A 22,595-nucleotide genomic window follows, 5' to 3' on the forward strand; every position below is an offset into this window, starting at 1 on the left:
TTTATAATTTGAATTGTTCGCCCAAATAAACGCGTTTAACGTGTTCATCGTTCATCACTTGTTCTGGTGTGCCTGTTGCGATAATTTTGCCTTCACCTACAATATAAGCGCGTTCACATACATCAAGTGTTTCACGTACATTATGATCGGTAATCAAAACACCTAATCCTCGGTTACGTAAGTCGGTGATAATTTTCTTAATATCGCTGACAGAAATTGGATCTACACCAGCAAATGGCTCATCTAATAGAATAAACTTGGGATTTGCAGCTAATGCTCGTGCGATTTCAACTCGACGACGTTCACCGCCAGATAATGACTGACCTAAACTATCCCGAATATGGCCAATATTAAATTCCTCAATCAACTCATCAGCTTTTTCTCGACGTTGTTGAGAGGTTAAATCTTTGCGTATTTCTAATACAGCCATTAGATTTTCGTATACAGTCAAACGGCGAAAAATAGAGACTTCTTGTGGTAAATAACCGATTCCACGTTGCGCACGATTATGCATTGGGAGTAAGCTAATATCTTCTCCGTCAATAATAATTTTACCTTGATCTTGGCGAACTAATCCGACAACCATGTAGAAGGTTGTTGTTTTCCCAGCACCGTTTGGCCCGAGCAAACCGACAATTTCATTAGAATTTACGGTTAAACTGACATCCGAAACAACTTTACGACTTTTGTAGCTTTTAGCTAAATTCTCTGCAGTCAAAATTGACATAGATTACTTCCCTTTAGCTTGTTGTAATTGAGATGGAATAAGGACTGTGGTTACCCGTGATTTTCCATTGCCATTAGCTTTAAGTTGCTGTTTTTTCACATCGTAGGTAATTAGTTGTCCATTAATTTTACTATCAAGCTGCTTTAATTCGGCATTGTTGGTTAATGTTAAAAATTCAGTACCAAGATCATAGTGAACTTTGTTTGCTTTTCCATCCACTGGCTTACCATTATCTAACTGTTGATGGAATGTGACTGGCGTACCGAATGCTTCTACAGTTTCTTTTTTCCCTGATTTTTCAGCGGGACGAGTGATAACAACTTTATTTGCTTTAATGATGATAGATCCCTGTGTAATTACTACATTATCTGTGAATGTCACTACACTTTTTTCCATATCTAAGGATTGATTATCCGAAACGATATTTATCGGCTGATTAACGTCATCTTTCAATGCAAAAGCTGAGCTTGATGCTAATACCATCGTTGCAAGAAAAAGAATTTTATTGCTTACTAACTTCATAATATGTTTTTACCTGTTCCTTTAATGTCGCCACTTGTTGGCGTAAATTTCCGACTAATTTTAATCCTGTAGAACTAAAATTTTTACCCTTAATTTTAACCTGTGTTTCGGAAGTCATATCCTGTGTTTTCAAATTGACGACCGCTGATTCTGTTTCAATGCGTTGCAAACGAGAATCTGATGTTAAACTTTGCGCGACGACATTACCCTCTAAATACAATATTTGATCTTTTGTCAATCTTGCTTGATTTGCGCTTAATTTCCAGTTTTGTGTGCTAAAAAAATCTACATTTTGATTGGAATTTTGTTCCTTTTCATTTGATGTTATGGGATATAAATAAACTAAAGGCGCGGTAAAAAGGGTTTGTTCATTGACTGTATAATGTTCAATTTTATCGGATAAAGCCAAATATTGTTTTTTACCCTCAGGGGAAAAAACCGTTGTTTCCATTTTATAACCCACATAATCTGGACTATCTGGCTTTTTCACAAGTTCAGATAAATCTGCGGTTTCCTGATTTAAGGAATAAAACCACGCCAAAGCACAAAGTGCGATAACGCCCAAAATTACATTCCAACGAATATTCATTTTATTTCAATCACTTATCCACAAAGTGCGGATGAAAATTTCAATGTTTTTAATCTTCCAACATTAATACCTTGAGCATTTGATAAATTTCTCGATAGGCTTTCGATGGTTTATTTTGCTCACGTTCTTTTTGTGCCGAACGAATCAGATTGCGTAGTTGCTGACGATCGCCATTAGGATAATCATTTAATAAATCAGTTAAAGCCACGTCACCTTTTTCCACTAATTCATCCCGCACTTTTTCGATTTTGTGCAGCATAGCCTGCTGCTGGTTATGTTTATTTTCGATTTTATCTAATGCTTCACGAATAGGCTCAACATCAATGCCTCGAAATAATTTGCCGATATACTGTAATTGACGGCGACGAGCTTCTTTTTGTAAACGCTGTGCAAGTTCAATGGCATCAAGTAAGGATTCATCAAGTGGGATTTTTGCCAGATTGTTTTTCGTGAGATTGACAATCTTTTCGCCAAGTTGTTTTAAATCTTCTGCATCGCGTTTGATTTCGCTTTTACTTACCCAAATAATTTCTTCTTGATCTTCATCTTCCCAATCGAAAACTTCTTTTTTCTTACGTTTTGCCATTTTTTATCCTTATAAAAATTGGCGCGCATTTTACCATAAACTTTGAAAATAAGATAAAATGTTGAAAATTTTTAATAGGAAAAAATAATGAAAACAGCTGAAAATTCAACCGCACTTTTAAAAGCACAAGAACAAGAATTACGTCAAGCCGTCAGTTTTGCAGTGGAGTTAGCAACGAAAGCTGGCGCAAGTGCAGAAGTTGCCGTCACTAAAGTGAGCGGATTGTCAGTATCCACACGCTTGCAAGAAATTGAAAATGTTGAATTTACTAATGATGGCGCATTGGGGATCTCCGTTTATATGGGGCAACAAAAAGGCAATGCTTCTACTTCCGATTTAAGCGAAAGCGCAATTAAAAATGCGGTAGAAGCCGCACTTGCAATTGCAAAATACACTTCACCCGATGATTGCACAGGGTTGGCTGATAAAGATCTAATGGCTTTTGATGCGCCTGATTTAGAGCTTTATCATGCTGCTGATGTGGATGTTGATAAAGCAACAGAACTTGCGCTTCAGGCTGAAAAGGCGGCTTTACAGGCGGACGAGCGTATTATAAATAGTAATGGTGCAAGTTTTAATTCACATACAGGCGTGAAAGTGTATGGAAATAGTCATGGCATGTTGCAAAGTTATTTATCAAGCCGTTATTCCTTATCTTGTTCGGTTATTGGTGGCGTAGAAGATGCCTTAGAAAATGATTACGAATATACAATTTCTCGTGAATTTGACAAACTCCAATCGCCAATTTGGGTTGGAGAAAATTGTGCAAAGAAAGTCGTTTCTCGTTTAAATCCTCAAAAATTGAGTACACGAGAAGTGCCTGTTATTTTCTTAAATGATGTTGCCACTGGTCTTATTTCTCACTTTGCCGCTGCAATAAGTGGTGGCAGTTTATATAGAAAATCGAGTTTTTTGCTCGATCATTTAGATAAACAGGTCTTACCAGATTGGTTTAATATTAGTGAACGACCACATTTATTACGCCGTTTAGCTTCTACGCCTTTTGATAGTGAAGGTGTTCGTACGCAAGATCGTGAAATTGTCGAAGGCGGGATATTACAAACTTATTTAGTGACAAGTTACAGTGGTAAAAAACTTGGTATGCCAAGTACAGGGCATGCTGGAGGCATTCACAACTGGCTTGTTAAGCCAAATTTGAACGGTGGATTGACCGCACTTTTACGTCAAATGGGAACTGGATTGTTAGTAACTGATGTCATGGGACAAGGTGTCAATATCGTTACAGGCGATTATTCCCGTGGCGCATCAGGTTTTTGGGTGGAAAATGGTGAAATTCAATATCCCGTCGCCGAAATTACTATTGCGGGGCAATTGCAAGATATGTTGAAGAATATGGTTGCTGTAGCGGATGATATAGAGCATCGTTCTAACATCCAAACGGGTTCTATTTTGTTAGATAAGATAAAAATTTCAGGAAATTAAGAATATTTTTGAAATTGAGAATAATTCTTATTGACAATGGATAAATATCTGTTACTATACGTACATCTGTTAAGCGATTGCAGGTTGCTCCAACAGGTAGAGTAGAAAGTAAATTCGTTAGGGTTCAAAAAGGCTGAAGGTTTAAACTTCAGCCTTTTTTATTTTTTATTTCTTGAATAGGAAAATGCTATTTGATAGAATGAATAAGATTTTCTATTGACAAAAGGATATTTTTATGAAGAATATGAAACGAGCTCTGCTCCTCTGCGGCTCTAGCTGCCGATAATGAACAAAGCAAAGGTTTTTATGTTCAAGCTGATTTAGGTTATGCTTGGGAAAAACTTACCAATGATAGCGTTAATGCTAAATATAAAAATAAAGCCCTCCATCCACGCTTTTCTTTAGGTTATGATTTTGGTCAATGGCGTTTAGCTTTTGATTATTCTCGTTATAAACCGCTTAGAAAAGATGCCCATTCCTATACTTCTCAAGAGCCAATATTCATAACTGAATATAACACACATAATAAAGTAAAAAGTGAGACGTTCGGTGTTGCTGCGATTTATGATTTTGAAACCAAATCGCCTATTAAACCTTATATTGGTGCGCGCTTAAGTGTAAATCATATTACTATGGATTTTAGTGATGATGGTTATATTACTAATACACATAACTTGGTTACTATTCCTGCTGGAACAGTAAGTCCTGGTTTTCCAGCTATTGCACCGCATCAAACAGTAAATTTTGCTCCTACTACAAACCACATTAGCCTCACTCGCGTAGGTCTTGGTGCAATAGTTGGAGTAAGCTATGAAATTACCAAAAATCTTGCTTTGGATCTGGCATATCATTATGACGACTGGGGTAAATTAGAGAAAAATAAAATTAGAACTCATGAAGTTTCTACTGGGCTGAGATTTACGTTCTAAATCTATTAAGAAAAATAAAAAACTAAGTTGAAAGACTTAGTTTTTTTATAAGGCTGATATGACTTTGACCAATCATTGTGGATATATGTGATTAGGGCAGGAATACAAAGGCTGAAGGTTTAAACTTCAGCTTTTTTTTGTAAAACAGCAAACGATTTTATCCCCTGTCATTTCATAAGGAAACAAAATGAAAAAACACCACGTACCTGTAGGGTGGCATAAGGATAAATGCGGGCTTATGCCCCTCTTTTTGTTTACTATGCTTAAAGATGGTATATAAGTTATCTATGAAATAAAATTATCACATTCTAAGATTTCATTTTTACTATCCAAATTTGTAAAAGAATTCGCAATATTAATTAATTTCTGTATTAAAGATTTATCATTTTCAATCCGACTATGGGCATCAGGGCTTATAACACCCAAGATAAGGATACAATTTGAAATATTAGGATGTTTTATATACAAGACGTAATTATCGCTAGTTCTTGATTCAGCAGTTTTACGTTTCCACTTGGGAGATTTGAAATCTTCATCACTTAATGCGATATGTATTTTAGATATTAAAGAATTATATTGGTCTCTATTTATAATTTTACCTTCTATAGATACCCCTAGACGCCCCTGTTTTCCTAGTTGTAAGGGATATTCTAATTCATCGCAATCATCAATATGTTGTGATTGAGCTCGGCATTCGTTAATATTCTCAATCTGTTGAATATCTTTTCCTAGCGCAATTAATTGTAATTTGTCGATTTTATAATCTAGAGATTTTTTAAGAAAAAAGAGCATATTAATATTTAAGTTAAACCGAGAAATACTCATTAGACTTATTAATAGAAGATCGTAATGAATATTTGATTTTAGACTCACAATGTTCTACATTTAATTCTTTATTTTTTTCTTTGGAAAGGATAACAAAGAAATATCCTTTATGGTTATTGAAATGTCTCTTAAGCCACTTCTAATTAATTGCATTTCTCTTAGTATACTTTTTTCATTTTTTGCCAAATCTAAATTTAGTTCTCTTTTTATTGAAAGAATGCCCTCTAAAGACTCAACATATTGAATATATATTTTTGCACTTTTTAGCTACTTGTTTAGTAAAAAAACTTCGATTTTTCTTTAAGAACGAGATATTAGATTGAATATCTTTTAATAGAACAAGTAATTCATAAATGCCATCATTTAGTTCTGAAATATCACTACTAATCTCATTGATAAAGTTTTTAAATTCTAGAATCTTGGTTTGATCAATAGTTTTTAAAGGAGTTTTATGATTATTGATCAACTCTTTAATCTCTCTAATTTTTTCATTATTCATACTTTTAGTAACTTGAATGATAGCTTTATTTGTAGCATTGTAAGAGGATGGAAGATCAGAACTTGTTTTGGATGCTCCAATCGCTACAGCAAACAAACCTACAAAGAAAGTTTTTCCAATAGAAAGAGGAGGTAGTTTAGACATAATACAGAATTGAATAGATATACTTTGTTTAATTTATGTTAAGTATAATACTTAATTACAGGAAAAATACAACTTCCATTACAACTTCCATAATGTATAAAAGCAGAAAATTTATCAGATCCAGCCGTAAAACTCCGTTTTTTAGAGCGGAGATATAAGAAACAAACGGCGTAGCCGTTTCAAGGCTAACTAATCGGGTGTTTGTTGTTGCTCGATGTATTGGCAAATAAATTAAAAGATTTTCAACCCTCTAATATTGCAAGCCAATCTGAAGAAACACCCCCGCCTTATTATTAATTTTTGTGATGTAGAGAATGAAAAGTAATTGCAGGCTGGGCGTAGCCCACGCGGGATATAACAAACGCGTGGGCTTAGATTGCGTTACATTAGGAATTATTCGTAAGCAATTTGGAAATCAACTGAGGTTTGTACTTTGCCCGCGGTTGCTTGACCTATTGCGTAATATTGAGAAATAAAATGGAGGTCAACTGAGTTATTATTTGTTGATGCTGTACTGCCCGAAATATGTTTATTCGCTACGGCGGTTGAGTCTAATTGTGTTCCTTGTACTCCATTGGCGTTCGAATGAACAAAATCTTCCGTTTCTTTACCTACTACTTTAATTGGTGTTGTACCATTAGCTTCCATAAGCTGAATATTAACGTTACTCGCTTTATCTGTACCTGTCATATTCTTCAATGTATAGTTGTGATTCTTATCCGCATTGTCCCAAGAATAGAAATATAGCCCAACTTTTTTCGCTTGATTATTGCCTTGAGCGGCAATTTGACAATCGTTCAATGTAATCGTAAATGGCGTTGGCATCGCAGTATTTCCGTCAGTAGATAAACTATTTTTACCTACATCATTTAACACAACGCTCAGATTTTTATGTTCTGATTTCACTTTACAAGTATTTTCAACAACCTTACCAAAGAAAGTAACTTTACCAGAGGTTTCTGCATTAACATTCGCCTGCACATTTCCCGCAAATGCCAATAAAATTAAGCTACCAAGTAGTGTTTTTTTCATAATAAATTGCTCCATAAAAGAGGTTTGCGCCTTATAAATAAGGCAAAAGATGAATATAAACCGTTTATCAAAATGCCAAAGCCTCAATAAACAGCAAGATTTGTTTTCCCAAAAAAAGTAAAAAACGCTTCCATTATATATACATATATATATAATTAAAGTTCTTTTTGAAAAAAATTGCATATTTTATTTTGAATTTTCGCTGTAGGTTGGCTTTAGCTTACGTGGGAAAGACGAGAAAACCTTACAACACGAGGCATTGCACTTTTTTAACGCGTGGGCTTACGCCCACCCTACGAGATTAGCGGAGACATATAAAAAAGATTTGTAGGGTGGGCGTAAGCCCACGTGGAGACACATAAAAAAGATTTGTAGGGTGGGCGTAAGCCCACGTGGATACATATAAAAGATTTGTAGGGTGGGCGTAAGCCCACGTGGAGACATATAAAAAAGATTTGTAGGGTGGGCGTAAGCCCACGCGGAACATAATCAAACAACTGTAATGTATTAGGCGCGGTGGGCTTATGCCCCACCTACGGGGAAATGAATAAGGATAAATATGGGCTTAGCCCAATTTACGGATTTAATTATGTTGAAATGGGGAAAACAATGTTTAAAAAAACACTTTTATTTTTTATCGCACTATTTTTTACTGCACTTTGTGCATTTTCAGCCAATGCAAATGTGATTATCACTGGCACCAGAGTGATTTATCCCGCTGGGCAGAAAAATGTTATCGTTAAACTGGAAAATAATGATGATTCGGCAGCATTGGTGCAAGCCTGGATTGATAATGGTAATCCAAATGCCGATCCAAAATACACCAAAACCCCTTTTGTGATTACCCCGCCTGTTGCTCGCGTGGAAGCAAAATCAGGGCAAAGTTTGCGGATTACGTTCACAGGCGGCGAGCCTTTGCCTGACGATCGCGAAAGCCTCTTTTATTTTAATTTGTTAGATATTCCGCCGAAACCTGATGCAGCATTTCTGGCAAAACACGGCAGTTTTATGCAAATTGCCATTCGTTCACGTTTGAAGTTGTTTTATCGCCCTGCGAAACTCTCGATTGATTCTTTTGATGCAATGAAAAAAGTAGTGTTTAAAGCCACGCCTGAAGGGGTGTTGGTGGATAATCAAACACCTTATTATATGAACTATATTGGTTTGTTACATCAAAATAAACCTGCGAAAAATGTCAAAATGGTTGCGCCTTTTTCTCAAGCGGTATTTGAAGCCAAAGGCGTGCGTTCTGGCGATAAATTGAAATGGGTATTGGTTAATGATTACGGTGCCGACCAAGAAGGCGAAGCCATCGCTCAATAATAACGAACTCGTGTAGGGTGGGCTTTAGCCCACCGATTAACCATAACAAAGGTGGGCTGAAGCCCACCCTACAACCACAAAGAACGATTAATCTGTGAAAACAAAAATTTTTCCCTTAAATAAAATTGCGTTTGCTTGTTCACTGCTATTGGCAAATCCTTTAGCGTGGGCGGAAGATCAATTTGATGCCTCTCTTTGGGGAGATGGTTCGGTGTTGGGCGTTGATTTTGCCCGATTTAATGTAAAAAATGCCGTGTTACCAGGGCGTTATGAAGCTCAAATCTATGTGAATAATGAAGAAAAAGGCGAAAGCGATATTATTTTTGCTGATAATCCTGCCACAGGTCGGGCAGAATTATGCTTTACGCCTAAACTTCAAGAAATACTGGATTTGATGGATGAAGCCATTGTGAAATCGCCCAATTCAGAAGATGACACTTGTGTCTTTGCTTCTGATGCCATTCCTCAAGGCACGTTTGAATATCAAAGCGGCGAAATGAAATTGAAACTTGAGCTCCCTCAAGCTCTCACTATTCGCCGACCAAGAGGCTATATTGCGCCATCTCGCTGGCAAACTGGCACCAATGCCGCTTTTGCAAATTACGATATCAACTATTATCGTTCTGGTAATCCCGAAGTAAAATCCGAAAGTTTGTATGTGGGTTTGCGTAGTGGCGTAAATTTTGGCAACTGGGCATTGCGTCATAGCGGCAGTTTTAGCCGTTTTGAAAACCAAAGTAGCTCGGGTTTTACTGATAAGGGCAAAAATCATTACGAACGTGGCGATACCTATTTACAACGAGATTTCGCCCTGCTTCGTGGCAATGTCACTGTTGGGGATTTTTTCAGCACAGCCCGCATTGGCGAAAATTTTGGTATGCGTGGTTTGCGTATTGCCTCTGATGATAGAATGCTTGCTCCATCACAACGTGGTTTTGCCCCAGTGGTGCGTGGCGTGGCAAACACAAACGCCAAAGTCAGCATCAAACAAAATGGCTATACGATTTATCAAATCACCGTTCCCGCTGGGCCTTTCGTGATTAACGATTTGTATGCCAGCGGTTATAGCGGCGATTTAACGGTGGAAATCCAAGAAAGTGATGGCAAAGTGCGGTCATTTATTGTGCCGTTTTCTAATCTTGCCCCATTAATGCGTGTGGGGCATTTGCGTTATCAATTAGCTGGCGGACGTTATCGCATTGACAGCCGCACCTTTGATGAACGGGTGTTACAAGGCGTGTTGCAATATGGTTTAACTAATCATCTCACGCTGAATTCAAGCCTGCTTTACACTCGCCATTATCGTGCAGGGCTATTTGGTTTTGGATTAAACACGCCGATTGGGGCGTTTTCTGCCGATGCCACTTGGTCGCATGCTGAATTTCCGCTAAAAAATGTGAGCAAAAACGGCTACAGCTTGCACGGCAGTTATAGTATTAACTTCAATGAAAGTGGCACCAATATCACGTTGGCAGCCTATCGCTATTCTTCACGGGATTTTTACACCTTAAGCGACACCATTGGTCTTAACCGCACTTTCAGACAATTTAGCGGTGCGTATTTGCCTGAAATTTACCGCCCAAAAAATCAGTTTCAAGTAAGTTTAAGCCAAAGTCTGGGGAATTGGGGAAATCTCTATCTTTCAGGGCAAACCTATAATTATTGGGAAAAACGTGGCACGAATACGCAATATCAAGTTGCCTATTCAAACAGCTTCCACATTCTCAATTACTCTGTAAACCTCTCACAGAGTATTGATAAAGAAACGGGCAAACGTGACAACAGCATCTATTTGAGTCTCAGCCTGCCATTAGGCGATAACCATTCTGCAGATAGTAGTTATTCTCGTAGTGGTAACGATATTAACCAACGACTTGGCGTAAATGGCTCTTTTGGCGAACGTCATCAATGGAGTTATGGCATTAACGCTTCACGCAATAATCAAGGCTACCGCAGTTATGATGCAAACCTTGCACATAACAATAGCATTGGTAGCTATCGTGCTTCTTATTCCCGTGACAGCCTCAAAAATCGCTCTACTTCATTAGGCGTAAGTGGTGCTGTCGTGGCACACAAACACGGTATTACTTTAAGCCAACCTGTTGGCGAAAGCTTTGCCATTATTCACGCCAAAGATGCCGCAGGGGCAAAAGTGGAATCAGGTGCCAATGTGAGCCTTGATTATTTCGGCAATGCGGTTATGCCTTACACCAGCCCGTATGAAATCAATTATATCGGTATCAATCCATCTGATGCTGAGGCGAATGTGGAATTTGAAGCCACTGAACGCCAAATCATTCCTCGTGCAAATTCAATTAGCTTAGTGGATTTCCGCACGGGCAAAAACACAATGGTGTTATTTAACCTCACTTTGCCAAATGGCGAGCCAGTGCCAATGGCATCCACCGCACAAGATAGCGAAGGGGCATTTGTGGGCGATGTGGTGCAAGGGGGCGTGCTTTTCGCTAATAAACTTACCCAGCCAAAAGGCGAGTTAATCGTCAAATGGGGCGAGCGAGAAAGCGAACAATGTCGCTTCCACTATCAAGTTGATTTGGATAACGCACAAATACAAAGCCACGATATTCAATGCAAAACCGCAGAATAATTGAAGAGGATTTATGCAAAAAACACCCAAAAAATTAACCGCACTTTTCCATCAAAAATCCACCGCTTCTTGTAGTGGAGCAAATTATAGTGGAGCAAATTATAGTGGCTCAAAATGCTTTAGGCTTCATCGTCTGGCTCTGCTTGCTTGCGTGGCTCTGCTTGATTGCATTGTGGCACGGCCTGCTTATGCCGCTGATGGCAAAGTGACCTTTGAAGGGGAGATTTTAAGTGATGGCACTTGTAAAATTGAAACAGACAGCCAAAATCGCACTGTTACCCTGCCAACAGTGGGGAAAGCTAATTTACGCCTTGCAGGGCAAACCGCCGCCCCCGTGCCTTTTTCCATCACGTTAAAAGAATGCAAGGCAGTTGATGCAGAAAAATCCGCCCTGTTATTTAGCGGTGCAACAGCAGGGCAGTCTTATCTTCCTAACGTCACAGGCAGCGGCAAAGCCACCAATGTTGGCATTCAAATTGTCAAAGCCGACGGTGCAGGCACGACTGTCAAGGTGGATGGTAGCCAATCCGATAATGTGAAAGCCCCCGACACAGGCAAAGCGCAAAACGGCACGGTTATTCAACCCCGTTTTGACTACTTCGCACGTTATTACGCCACAGGTGCCGCCACCGCAGGCGACGTTGAAGCCACTGCAACTTTTCAAGTGCAGTATAAGTAATTTTTAATAGGCAAATAAAATGAAAACATTAAAATCAAGCCCGCTCCATCTCTCTCTTTTACCATATCTTATGGTGCTATTATTTCTTTTTTCCGCGTATCCAGCAATGGCGGCTCCGAAGCAGGCTCACTCAGAAGATAAATTGGGTATTCAATCAATAAAAACTTTCACATTTACTGGATCTAGTAGTTTGATTGCAAGATCAACAAAACCTGAGATAGTTCTTTTTTCTAGAGCTAGAGATAATCCGAAAGCTGATGCTTTTTCTAGTGACAGTACAAATGGTTCATTCACGCCATTTAACTCACTAGGCACTTGGATTAACACCACCGTAACAGGGGATTCAGGCTATTCTTTTGGGGGATTTACTTGTACTAATTGTCCTAAAGCCATATTACCACTTGAATTTCATCTTAATAAAAGTAAATTAACCGCAACGGATCAAGTTACCCCTGATGGGGATACTATTTTTCGGCTTAATGAACACCAATCAGTAGGCGTATCGTTTCAATTAGGAACACAACATCCAGGTCATAATGCTTATTTACCGCCGTTAAATATTGATAACTCTGGTATTGCCCAAGTGGGTAATATTGAAACATATTTTAATAATGCTGTATCTATTTATTTCCTAGTCCGTGTAAAATTGCATCTTCTTAATAATCAAATACCAAATAATGTGCAAGATATACTATTAACAGATTTAGACTTAGGCTATATTAAATTAAAAAGAAGCCAATTTCAAAATAACAAAAGAGTAACATTTATCATAGAAGATAAGGGAAGTATAACCGTTAAATTACAACCCCCAAAAATCCGTTTAATACACCAACAACGCCAATGTTATCTATCGAATAATGGAGGTGTACCCTCTATTGTTACATTAAAAAAAGTCAAAAAAAGCGAATTTGATAACACAGATGAAATTGAGGGTGGTTCATTTAGATTAAGGGTATCTTGCAATAGACAAGAAAACCAAATAAACAACCAATGGTTATTCCCTCGTGTAATGATTACTTTCAAAGGCGAACAAAACACTACAAACAACGGTTCAAGCGACTTACTCAAAACACAAACAGGCAGCGGACAAGCCACAGGCGTTAGTTTAATAATCAAACGTAATAGTGGTAATGGCGATTCGGTTAAATATGGACCTGATTCAGCTAATATGAAGAATCCTGGACAATTTGCAGTACACCAACAACCTAGTGAAGGGGATACAAACGCCCGAGAAACTTTCAAAGTCTATTACGTTAGAGACACAACAAGAGGTGCTTTAACCGAAGGAAAAGTCAAAGCCGCCGCCACTTTCACAATGTCATATCAATAATAACGTAGGGTGGGCTTTAGCCCACCGTTTTTATTCATTTAGCTCACCGTTTTTTATCTATTTAGCCATAACAAAGGTGGGCTGAAGCCCACCCTACAACTATTACGTTAAAGACACAACAAGAGGTGTTTTAACCGAAGGAAAAGTCAAAGCCGCCGCCACTTTCACAATGTCATATCAGTAATAATGTAGGGTGGAATATAAAGGCGGTGCTTTAAAATAGATCGTAGGGTGGGCTTTAGCCCACCGTTTTTATTCATTTAGCTCACCGTTTTTTATCCATTTAGCCATAACAAAGGTGGGCTGAAGCCCACCCTACAACTATTACGTTAAAGACACAACAAGAGGTGTTTTAACCGAAGGAAAAGTCAAAGCCGCCGCCACTTTCACAATGTCATATCAATAATAATGTAGGGCAGGAATACAAAGGCTGAAGGTTTAAACTTCAGTCTTTTTTTTGTAAAATAGCAAACGATTTTATCCCGCTATTTCATAAGGAAACACAATGAAAAAACACCACGTAGATGTTTTAATTTCAGAGAATGATGTTCATACACGTATTGCTGAATTAGGTGCTCAAATTACAAAATTTTATCAAGAAAAACAGATCGATAGCCTTGTTGTCGTAGGGCTTTTACGTGGTTCCTTTATGTTTATGGCGGATATCGTTCGTCAGATAAATTTACCTGTGGAAATTGAATTTATGACAACTTCAAGTTATGGCACAGGTATGACCACGAATCACGACGTTCGTATTACCAAAGATTTGGACGGCGATATAAAAGGTAAACACGTTTTAATTGTGGAAGATATTATTGATACGGGTTATACCTTGGAAAAAGTGCGTGATATTTTGAATTTACGTGAGCCTGCGAGCCTTACAATTTGTACGTTACTTGATAAACCTTCTCGCCGCGAAGTGGAAGTGCCTGTTGAATGGGTTGGTTTTGAAATTCCTGATGAATTTGTGGTGGGGTATGGTATCGATTACGCGCAACGCCATCGTAATTTAGGCTATATCGGTAAAGTTGTTTTAGAAGAATAATTTGATTTTATTGAGAAGTGCGGTTGAAATTTTAAATGAATTTTTAACCGCACTTTTTATAGCTTAAATCGATGAATAATTTGATTTGCTGAGCCTCGCCAAACTAAACTTGGGTCTGCCTGTTCTTGGATAAACTTCCCATCAATTAACACATCAATATAAGGCAACATAGCACGTTGTTGTTCGTCTAATTCATCTAGTTTATAACCCGTCCAAACCCAGATATCTTTATCGGGGCATTCTCGTTTTACGCGTTGCACAAAGGGCAATAATGTTTCTACATTGCGAGGATGAAGTGGATCGCCACCTGAAAGCGTCAGCCCTTGGCGTTTAATGCGTGTGTCTCTTAAATCATTGATGATTTGTTGTTCCATCGCTTCATCAAATAATACACCTGCTGAAAATGACCAACTTTTTTGGTTATAGCAACCTTTGCAAGCATGCGTACATCCACTGACGAAAAGTGTGCATCTTGTGCCTTCGCCATTAATCACATCGGTCGGGTAGTATTGGAGGTAGTTCATTTCATAAAAATCCTGAAAATGTGGCTTAAATTCTCGCCAAATTCACCGCACTTTTGAATTAATCTTTGCAATAAGGCAATAAATTCTGCATAATAGCGAGCAATCGCATTTGCGATATCAATGGAAACTTTCTCGGTCTCTCGCAACGGTGTCTGGTTTACTCGGTCAGGTTCGGAAGAAAGCAGCCAAAGTCGGAATTACTGTGTGCCGAGAAGAAGCTGGGAAAGTTTCCGCCCAATTTCCTTTTCTTATACTCGCTCAACCAATCTTTTAAAGAAACCATTTTGTTTTGTGATTAAGCTATTGTAATCGCCCTCTTCGATTAATCTTCCGTTATCAATTACGCAAATTTTATCGAATTGTTCAATTGAACTGAGACGATGAGTAACCATAATTAGGGTTTTATTTTCAGCATGTTGCAGAATTAAACGTAAAATTTGACGTTCAGTTTCGCGATCTAAACCTTCTGTTGGTTCATCTAACAATAAAATTGGCGCATTATTGAGTAAAATACGGGCTAAACCTAAACGGCGTTGTTCCCCTCCAGAAAGTGGACGACCACCATCTCCCAGCCAAAGATTTAAACCTTTTCCTTCTTGCTCAAGTAATTTGCTTAAACCAACTTGATGTAGCACTTCAATCATTTTTTCATCAGAAATTTCATCCGCACTTGCAAACTGTAAATTTTGACGAAGTGTATCGCTGAATACGTGAACACGTTGAGTTAAAAAACAAATTTGGCGGCGTAATGTTTCTTCTGAATAGGCGGAAATGGGTTTTTCTGCTAATAAAAGCTCGCCTTGATTTGCATCATAATTGCGTACTAAAAGTTGAAGAAGTGAAGATTTTCCACTTCCTGTTTTGCCTAAAATAGCAATTTTTTTGCCCTGTTCTAAATCTAATGTAAGATTTTTTAATACAAGCGTTTCTTGTTCGGGATAGGAAAAACTTAAATTATTTGCTGAAATTAACCGCACTTTTGTTTCAAATTCCTCGTTACCATTAAACTCTATAAGCGGTTTTTGCTCAATGATTTCGGTCACTCGCTCTGCTGCCGCAATAACTTGACCTATGTGTAAAAATGCTGCACCCAATGGCATGATTATCTCAAAGGCGGCAAGCGCAGCAAAAGTGAAAAGTGCAATATAAGCCGTGCGATATTCATCTGTGCCAAAATCGGCGTTACTTGCAAACCATAGCATTCCAGAAATCAACAAACCATTTAGAAACAGAACAAGTGCGGTCGAAAATCCGCTTAATTTTGCTTCTTTGGCTTGATCTTCCTGCCATGTTTTTTCTGTGACTGACATTTTCTCTTTTAATTTATCTTCTGCATTAAATAATAAAAGCTCGGCTTGTGCTTGGATAAATTCTAAGAACTGGGTTCGATAGGTCGCGCGTGCTTGGATTAAGCGTTCGCCAAATTGCTGTCCTAAGCGATAAAAAATGGTTGGGATAATTATTAATAAAATTAACAAAAATAAACCTAAACTCAGTGCAAGTGGAATATTGATAAAACTAAGTCCAATCGTTATAGCAATAGTCACAAATGCAGCCGTGAAAAATGGTGCAAGTAAACGTAAATAGAGGCTATCAAGTGTATCCACATCGGACACTAAACGATTTAACAAATCGCTGTTGCGATAACGATTTAATACCGCTGGGCTTAAAGGAATGATTTTTTCAAATACTTGTACGCGTAATTTGGACAAAATGCGGAATGTTGCATCATGCGTCACTATTTTTTCAAAATAGCGCATGACGGTTCGCCCGATAGCTAAACCTCGCACACTGGCTGAAGGGTAGAAAAAGTTAAATAGCGTTCCTAGTCCTGCAATGGCTGTAGCAGCTAAAAACCAGCCTGAAATGGTAAGCAAGCCCATGCTGGATCCCAATCCTAAAATCATCAGCACCAAGCCTAAAATAAGCGGAAATTTGGCGAATTTAAATAAACGTATAAAGGGAAGTAATGTGCGCATTATTGGATATCCTGTTGTCGTTGAGCGAGCAGTTCAGCAAAGAAACCTTGATGTTGTAATTCGGCAAATTTACCTTGCTGTACTATTTCTCCTCGTTGCATCACAAAAATTTGATCACATTGTTTCAAATCTTCAATTCGGTGGGTGATCATCAGCGTAGTTTGATGCAGGCTTGCTTCATTCAATGCGTGCAAAACAAGATTTTCTGATTGCGCATCTAGGCTTGCGGTTGGTTCATCAAGCAGAAGCAAATCGCCTTTGCGTAACAAGGCACGAGCAATGGCAAGACGTTGCGCTTGTCCCACAGAAATGCCTAATCCACCATCTTTGATTTCGTGATGAAGTCCAAGTTTATCGGTAAATTCTTTCGCTTGAGAATGCATTAATGCTTGATTAATTTCTTCATCGTTGGCTTGAATATTGCCAAGTAGTAAGTTTTCCTTAATTGTGCCTTGTAATAACAATGGATTTTGTCCTACCCACGCAATATGTTTTCGCCAGTCAGCTAGATTGCTTTCGCGAAGTTCTTGACCATTAATTTTGAGCGAGCCCTCATAAGGCAAAAAGCCCAAAATAACATTTATTAATGAAGTTTTACCTGCACCACTTTGTCCTACAAGTGCAACATTGTGATTTGCTGGAATTTGGAAGTTTAAAGGTTGGGTTAATGCTGAACCCTGTGTCGAAAGCACCACTAAATTTTCGGCAGAAATTTCAACCGCACTTTCTAAAGAAATTGTTTTTTCATTTTGATGAACGGTTAAATAATCAGCTTCTAAGAAATCAACAATGGCATCTGCTGCACCAATACCCGCTGCGCGGTCGTGGTAATAAGTGCCGAGATCACGCAAGGGTTGATAAAATTCAGGTGCAAGAATTAAACAAAAGAAACCTGTGAAAAGTGTAAGCGGTGCATTATAGGTGCCAAATTCAATTTGACCTAAGTAGCTAAAACCAAAATAGACCGCCATCAGTGCAATGGAAATAGAGGTAAAAAATTCCAATACAGCAGAAGAGAGAAAAGCGAGTTTTAGCACATCCATTGTGGTCTCACGAAAATCTTCAGTGGCGTTTTCAATATGCTCAGTTTGTTCAGAAGTGCGGTTAAAAAGACGCAAGGTTTCCAAGCCGCGTAAGCGATCTAAAAATTGGGCACTTAGGCGAGAAAGGGTATCCATATTTTTTTGGCTGTTGTCAGCCGCAGCAATACCGACAATGATCATAAACAGAGGAACAAGCGGTGCGGTAATCATTAAGATTAAGCCTGCAGCCCAATTCAACGGAAATACAGCAATGAAAATAACCACTGGAACAATGGCTGAAAGGCTTTGTTGAGGCAGAAAACGGGCATAGAAATTATGTAAGTTTTCTACTTGTTCTAACATAATGCTTGCCCAACTTCCAGCTGGTTTTTGATTGATTGTCGCAGGACCGACAAGATGGATTTTATCCAGAATTTTTTGACGAATATGGTTGCGTAATAATTGTCCGCTTCGGAAGCCAATTTTTTCTCTTACCCATAAAATAATGGCACGCATCCCGAAGCCGATAATTAGCCCGAGAAAATAAGGAATAAGTTCATCACGAGGCACATTTTGTATAATCAATTTATCGAGCAACGTCGCAAGAAAATAAGTTTGTGCGACTAAAATGAATGAAGAAAGCGTAGCTAAGACAATGTTCACACGCATTAATTTTTTGATAGGTTCTTGTTGTGCGCGAAGCCATTTTTGTAAATATTTTTGGCGAAGTTTGTTCATAGTTTTATCGTGATATAGAGAAAGTTCCCCTCTTTAAAAGAGGGGAATTGGTTAGAAGATTTATGCTTCTTGAGAGTCTAAATAGCGTTCTGCATCCAATGCTGCCATACAACCAGTTCCCGCGGAGGTAATGGCTTGGCGATAATTGTGATCCATTACATCGCCTGCTGCGAACACGCCTTCCACAGAAGTGGCTGTTGCATTGCCTTCAAGACCAGATTTTACAACGATATAGCCATTATTTAATTCTAGTTGCCCTTGGAAAATTTCCGTATTTGGCGAGTGACCAATCGCTACGAATAAGCCATCTAATTTGAGTTCTTCTTTCTCGCCCGTTTTTGTATCGGTTAAACGTAAGCCCGTTACGCCCATGTTATCGCCCAACACTTCATCTAAAGTGCGGTCAGTATGCAGAACGATTTTTCCTTCTTCCACTTTTTTGTACAAACGGTCGATAAGGATTTTTTCCGCACGGAAGCTATCGCGACGGTGAATTAAATGCACTGTACTTGCAATATTGGCTAAGTAAAGCGCTTCTTCCACCGCAGTATTTCCACCACCAATCACACCGACAGGCTTATTGCGATAAAAGAAACCATCACAGGTTGCACAAGCGGAAACACCACGACCTTTGTAGTTTTCTTCTGAAGGTAAGCCAATATAACGTGCAGAGGCACCTGTTGCGATAATTAACGCATCACAAGTGAAATTTTGTACATCGCCAAAAAGTTTGAATGGGCGAGAAGATAAATCTACGCGATTGATATGATCGAAGACGATTTCTGTCTCAAATTTTTCTGCGTGTTGCAACATACGTTGCATTAAACCTGAACCAGTAGTCATCTCAAAATCGCCTGGCCAGTTCTCAATTTCATCTGTAGTGGTCAGCTGCCCACCTTGTTGCAAACCCGTTACCAATACAGGTTTTAAGTTTGCACGTGCCGCATAAATGGCTGCCGTATAACCAGCAGGACCTGAGCCTAAAATTAAAAGTTTTGCATGTTTGGTATCTGACATAAAGAATCCTTGTTTGTAGTTAAGTAATAATATAATGCAATAAGTTGCATTTTACTGATTATAAACTTTTTGCTTAATAAAGCAGCGAATAAAGCAATCGACGAAATTTATTTGTCAGCGGATCAGCATTGCCCATTGCGCTTAAAATAGATAAAAATTGTTGTTTAACTTCGCCATTCTGTGTGCTTAAATCTGTTTTTAAAATGCCGAAAAGTAGTGTTAATGCTTCTTCATTTCGTCCTGCTTGATGAAGTTGTACGGCAAGTTTTATTGCAATTTCAGGCGTTGGATTTTTGGCATAATCAGCTTGTAATTGTTGGATTTCAGGCGTATCTGCAGCTTGAATTTGTAGCTCAATTTGTGCCTGTAATCCGTGCCAACGACTATCACGATCTTGCAATGGAATTTGATTTAAAATTTCCTGTGCTGGCTCCGTTTTCTTCATTGCAATATAGGTTTCAGCGTAGAGTAGAGCAACATCGCTGTTTTTCTTATCTGAAAGTTCCCACGCATCTTTCAATAATGGCAATGCAGCTTCGTAATTTTCTACTTGCAAGAAATCTAACGCTTGTTGGAATTTTAAATCTTCCTCTTTAGGTAAAATAATGCTTAATCGTTGGATTAATGAAGATTTATCAAGCACGCTTGGAAATGCATCTAATGCCTGTGCTTCTTTAAACAAATAGGTGGTTGGCAATGCTTGGATGCGGAATTGTGCGGCAATCATTTGCTCTTTTTCACAATTTACTTTTCCAAGAATAAATTGTCCTTGATATTGTTCTGCAACTTGCTCAAGTAATGCCAAAAAATCTGCCGATTCTTTATGCGTTGGTGCATAAAAATTGATGACAAGTGGTTTTTCTAAGGATTGTTGCAGTATTTCAGTAAGATTTTGTTCGTTGATCTCAACGATAAAAGGAAAATCAGCCATGTTTTATCCTTGTGAAAAAATAATGGCTGATTTTAGCAAAGTGCGGAAGATTTTAGAAACGTTTTACCATTTCTATTATTAATCAAGTTTCTTTAAGATCAATTTTCCCATCATTTCAATATGTGCATGCTCTACATTAAGTGCAGGAATATATTGATAAGATTGCCCGCCATTGTTTAGGAAATTTTCTCGATTTTCTTTGTCAATTTCTTCAATGGTTTCTAAACAATCTACGGAGAAACCTGGGCAAACAACAGCAATTTTTTGAATGTTCTGTGTTGCAGCAGATTCTAAAAATGTATCGGTATAAGGCTGTAGCCATTCTTCACGTCCAAAGCGAGATTGAAACGTCATTCCCCATTGGTTTTCTGTTAAGCCCAGCTTATTAACAACTGCAATAGTCGTTTGTTTACAATGTTCACGATAATAATCGCCCATTTTTTCATAACGCAGAGGAATACCGTGATAAGAAAATAACAAAAACTCATCGGATTTTAACCGCACTTTTATGGAGTCGGCTAAGGCATTAATGTAATTTTCATCAATATGATAAGAATGGATGAAATCAAAAGGCACTAATCCTCGTTCTTCTTTAAGAGCATTAGCGAAAGCATCAAATACTGCGCCCGTGGTTGAGCTAGAGTATTGCGGATAAAGAGGCAAAACAATAATTCGCTCAACTTGATTTTTAAGCAAGTTTTTCACCGCACTTTGCATTGATGGATTGCCGTACGTCATGGCAATTTCTACTTGGACATCGATATTTTGCTTATCTAAATAGGCTTGTAATGCGTCTTTTTGTTGTCGCGAAATGGCAAGTAAAGGCGATCCTTGTTTTGTCCAAATTGCTTGATAATTTTTAGCGATACGTTTTGAACGCAATGGCAAAATAATGGCTTTAAGCAGTGGATACCATTTGCAACGCGGTAAATCTACCACGCGAGGATCCGTTAAAAATTGCCATAAATAGTGGCTAATTGACTTCGGTGTTGGGCTATCTGGCGTGCCTAGATTGGCAAGTAACACGCCGATTTTTGCGGATTTTGTCATAAATTGATTACGGAAAGGGTTAATCGAGAAACACAACAAAGTTTATTCTCTTCTGTGCGGATGTCAATTTGCCAAACTTGGATATTTCTGCCCAAATTAATTGGTGTGGCTCTTGCAGTCACTTTACCTGAACGAACAGGGCGAAGATGATTGGCGTTAATATCCAATCCAACCGTAGCTTTGCCTTCTTCTAAACAAAGCGAACTCGCAAGAGAACCAATTGTTTCAGCTAAAGCAACCGAAACCCCACCGTGCAATACACCAAACGGCTGCATAGTACGATGATCCACAGGCATCGTCGCTTCAATCCAATCCTCGCCAAAAGCAGAAATTTCAATGCCAAGATGACTAACTGCACTGTTGGAGCAAAGTTGATTTAAGTTTTCAAGGGTAAAAGTTTTTTTCCAGAGCATTTTTATCTTTATAAAAAATAAAGGTAAATTATTAGACTTACTTCATTAATAATTGCCTTTTTTAATTAATGTATCGACGGTCATTTTGATTTTTTTCAAGATTGCTTCATTATTTTTTTCATTTAATGAGCCAAACATTTTATCGTGAGTGATTAAAAATCTGACAGAGAAACTATATTCTCCTCGTTTATCTTCATTATCTTTTCTTAATACGATTAAAGGGTCATTCTTCTCTGAAATTCTAGCGTGATAAAGTTCTAAATACCAAGGGATAGCGTATTTACCCAGATCAGAACGTTTTAAACGACCAACTTTGCGATCACTATAATTTTCGTAAACTTCAACAAACCCTTGTTGTTCCCATTTATCAAGTAATTCAAAAACATCCATTGCGTAATTATCGATGTCTTCATCACTAAAACCTAGTTCTCGACTGATTTCTCGAAACAATTTATGTAGAGAAACTTTTGCTGGAATCTTTATTACATTTGCCATAATTGTAAATTTCCATAAATTTTTTTAAACGCTCTTCACGTGTTTCGCCTGTGATTCTGGTGCTTTCAATATGATTGCCCAACTTTATTAGCTCATTAATGAGTTCTTGATTGGTTGGTGGTGAAAGATGTCTAGACATATTTCC

Annotated in this window: 22 protein-coding genes, 1 other RNA gene and 2 pseudogenes; 9 read left to right on the top strand and 16 right to left on the bottom strand. The window is 38.2% G+C overall.

Annotated features, from left to right (window positions below):
* Position 1: 1 nt before the first annotated feature.
* The 4 genes from lptB to yjgA are packed head-to-tail and all read right to left on the bottom strand — an operon-like array spanning position 2 to position 2,424.
* On the bottom strand, positions 2 to 727 hold the full coding sequence (gene lptB / locus GG9_RS06995; RefSeq protein ID WP_005630373.1) for an LPS export ABC transporter ATP-binding protein: 726 nt from the start codon (positions 725 to 727) through the stop codon (positions 2 to 4).
* A 3-nt stretch (positions 728 to 730) separates the two neighbouring features.
* Complete coding sequence (gene lptA, locus GG9_RS06990; protein WP_005630375.1) at positions 731 to 1,249, bottom strand: lipopolysaccharide transport periplasmic protein LptA; 519 nt, start codon at positions 1,247 to 1,249, stop codon at positions 731 to 733.
* Positions 1,230 to 1,838, bottom strand: coding sequence for an LPS export ABC transporter periplasmic protein LptC (lptC, locus tag GG9_RS06985; protein ID WP_005630377.1), 609 nt, complete (start codon positions 1,836 to 1,838; stop codon positions 1,230 to 1,232). Before lptC ends, lptA begins: the two co-directional genes overlap by 20 nt.
* A 49-nt stretch (positions 1,839 to 1,887) precedes the next feature.
* Positions 1,888 to 2,424 carry a ribosome biogenesis factor YjgA gene (gene yjgA / locus GG9_RS06980; RefSeq protein WP_005630379.1) on the bottom strand — a complete coding sequence of 179 codons (537 nt, stop codon included), beginning with the start codon at positions 2,422 to 2,424 and terminating at the stop codon, positions 1,888 to 1,890.
* Positions 2,425 to 2,511: 87 nt separating this feature from the next.
* On the opposite strand from yjgA, the gene pmbA reads away from it, so the two are divergent.
* Positions 2,512 to 3,867: a metalloprotease PmbA gene (pmbA, locus tag GG9_RS06975; RefSeq protein WP_005630381.1), complete on the top strand. Its 1,356-nt coding sequence runs from the start codon at positions 2,512 to 2,514 to the stop codon at positions 3,865 to 3,867.
* 275 nt (positions 3,868 to 4,142) lie between these two features.
* Positions 4,143 to 4,796: pseudogene (locus GG9_RS0108500) on the top strand (opacity family porin); the annotation flags it as partial.
* 285 nt (positions 4,797 to 5,081) lie between these two features.
* Here GG9_RS0108500 and GG9_RS09165 read toward each other — a convergent pair.
* Together GG9_RS09165 and GG9_RS06970 are read right to left on the bottom strand one after the other, a co-directional pair.
* On the bottom strand, positions 5,082 to 5,621 hold the full coding sequence (locus GG9_RS09165) for a type II toxin-antitoxin system YafO family toxin (RefSeq protein ID WP_080563567.1): 540 nt from the start codon (positions 5,619 to 5,621) through the stop codon (positions 5,082 to 5,084).
* 232 nt (positions 5,622 to 5,853) lie between these two features.
* Entirely contained in the window at positions 5,854 to 6,264 is a 411-nt protein-coding gene (locus GG9_RS06970; RefSeq protein ID WP_005630385.1) for a hypothetical protein, read from the bottom strand.
* A 210-nt stretch (positions 6,265 to 6,474) separates the two neighbouring features.
* Here GG9_RS06970 and GG9_RS09245 point away from each other — a divergent pair.
* Positions 6,475 to 6,561 (top strand): annotated as a pseudogene (locus tag GG9_RS09245) (SlyX family protein); the annotation flags it as partial.
* A 96-nt stretch (positions 6,562 to 6,657) separates the two neighbouring features.
* Here GG9_RS09245 and GG9_RS06965 read toward each other — a convergent pair.
* Positions 6,658 to 7,296 carry a fimbrial protein gene (locus GG9_RS06965; RefSeq protein ID WP_421800045.1) on the bottom strand — a complete coding sequence of 213 codons (639 nt, stop codon included), beginning with the start codon at positions 7,294 to 7,296 and terminating at the stop codon, positions 6,658 to 6,660.
* A 609-nt stretch (positions 7,297 to 7,905) separates the two neighbouring features.
* Between GG9_RS06965 and GG9_RS06960 the strand changes: the two genes are divergently transcribed.
* The 5 genes from GG9_RS06960 (at position 7,906) to hpt (ending at position 14,281) form a co-directional block, all read left to right on the top strand.
* Positions 7,906 to 8,619 carry a fimbria/pilus periplasmic chaperone gene (locus GG9_RS06960; protein WP_005630389.1) on the top strand — a complete coding sequence of 238 codons (714 nt, stop codon included), beginning with the start codon at positions 7,906 to 7,908 and terminating at the stop codon, positions 8,617 to 8,619.
* Positions 8,620 to 8,713: 94 nt separating this feature from the next.
* On the top strand, positions 8,714 to 11,227 hold the full coding sequence (locus GG9_RS06955) for a fimbria/pilus outer membrane usher protein (protein WP_005630391.1): 2,514 nt from the start codon (positions 8,714 to 8,716) through the stop codon (positions 11,225 to 11,227).
* A gap of 13 nt (positions 11,228 to 11,240) precedes the next feature.
* On the top strand, positions 11,241 to 11,906 hold the full coding sequence (locus GG9_RS06950) for a fimbrial protein (protein ID WP_005630393.1): 666 nt from the start codon (positions 11,241 to 11,243) through the stop codon (positions 11,904 to 11,906).
* A gap of 19 nt (positions 11,907 to 11,925) precedes the next feature.
* Positions 11,926 to 13,236, top strand: coding sequence for a fimbrial protein (locus tag GG9_RS06945; RefSeq protein WP_005630395.1), 1,311 nt, complete (start codon positions 11,926 to 11,928; stop codon positions 13,234 to 13,236).
* Positions 13,237 to 13,741: 505 nt separating this feature from the next.
* On the top strand, positions 13,742 to 14,281 hold the full coding sequence (gene hpt, locus GG9_RS06940) for a hypoxanthine phosphoribosyltransferase (RefSeq protein WP_005630396.1): 540 nt from the start codon (positions 13,742 to 13,744) through the stop codon (positions 14,279 to 14,281).
* Positions 14,282 to 14,337: 56 nt separating this feature from the next.
* On the opposite strand, the gene nrdG is transcribed toward hpt, so the two are convergent.
* Positions 14,338 to 14,805, bottom strand: coding sequence for an anaerobic ribonucleoside-triphosphate reductase-activating protein (gene nrdG, locus GG9_RS06935; protein WP_005630398.1), 468 nt, complete (start codon positions 14,803 to 14,805; stop codon positions 14,338 to 14,340).
* A 129-nt stretch (positions 14,806 to 14,934) separates the two neighbouring features.
* On the opposite strand from nrdG, the gene ffs reads away from it, so the two are divergent.
* An RNA gene (gene ffs, locus GG9_RS09250) (signal recognition particle sRNA small type) lies at positions 14,935 to 15,033 on the top strand.
* 20 nt (positions 15,034 to 15,053) lie between these two features.
* On the opposite strand, the gene cydC is transcribed toward ffs, so the two are convergent.
* From cydC to GG9_RS09565, 8 genes are all read right to left on the bottom strand, one after another.
* On the bottom strand, positions 15,054 to 16,784 hold the full coding sequence (gene cydC / locus GG9_RS06930) for a heme ABC transporter ATP-binding protein/permease CydC (protein WP_005630400.1): 1,731 nt from the start codon (positions 16,782 to 16,784) through the stop codon (positions 15,054 to 15,056).
* Positions 16,784 to 18,544, bottom strand: coding sequence for a heme ABC transporter permease/ATP-binding protein CydD (gene cydD / locus GG9_RS06925; protein WP_005630404.1), 1,761 nt, complete (start codon positions 18,542 to 18,544; stop codon positions 16,784 to 16,786). The genes cydC and cydD overlap by 1 nt, the downstream gene beginning before the upstream one ends.
* Before the next feature lie 60 nt (positions 18,545 to 18,604).
* Positions 18,605 to 19,561 carry a thioredoxin-disulfide reductase gene (trxB, locus tag GG9_RS06920; protein ID WP_005630407.1) on the bottom strand — a complete coding sequence of 319 codons (957 nt, stop codon included), beginning with the start codon at positions 19,559 to 19,561 and terminating at the stop codon, positions 18,605 to 18,607.
* 73 nt (positions 19,562 to 19,634) lie between these two features.
* Complete coding sequence (locus GG9_RS06915; RefSeq protein ID WP_005630410.1) at positions 19,635 to 20,492, bottom strand: co-chaperone YbbN; 858 nt, start codon at positions 20,490 to 20,492, stop codon at positions 19,635 to 19,637.
* 78 nt (positions 20,493 to 20,570) lie between these two features.
* On the bottom strand, positions 20,571 to 21,542 hold the full coding sequence (hemH, locus tag GG9_RS0108510) for a ferrochelatase (RefSeq protein ID WP_032825030.1): 972 nt from the start codon (positions 21,540 to 21,542) through the stop codon (positions 20,571 to 20,573).
* On the bottom strand, positions 21,539 to 21,955 hold the full coding sequence (locus GG9_RS06910) for a hotdog fold thioesterase (RefSeq protein ID WP_005630414.1): 417 nt from the start codon (positions 21,953 to 21,955) through the stop codon (positions 21,539 to 21,541). Before GG9_RS06910 ends, hemH begins: the two co-directional genes overlap by 4 nt.
* Positions 21,956 to 22,000: 45 nt before the next feature.
* Positions 22,001 to 22,450 carry a death domain-containing protein gene (locus tag GG9_RS06905; RefSeq protein ID WP_005630416.1) on the bottom strand — a complete coding sequence of 150 codons (450 nt, stop codon included), beginning with the start codon at positions 22,448 to 22,450 and terminating at the stop codon, positions 22,001 to 22,003.
* Positions 22,407 to 22,589 (bottom strand): hypothetical protein, encoded by a 183-nt coding sequence (locus tag GG9_RS09565; RefSeq protein ID WP_032825031.1) that lies wholly within the window; start codon positions 22,587 to 22,589, stop codon positions 22,407 to 22,409. Before GG9_RS09565 ends, GG9_RS06905 begins: the two co-directional genes overlap by 44 nt.
* Between the last annotated feature and the right edge of the window lie 6 nt (positions 22,590 to 22,595).

Origin of the sequence: Haemophilus haemolyticus M19501, assembly GCF_000222025.1 — a bacterium.
Taxonomy (GTDB): Bacteria; Pseudomonadota; Gammaproteobacteria; order Enterobacterales; family Pasteurellaceae; genus Haemophilus; species Haemophilus haemolyticus_G.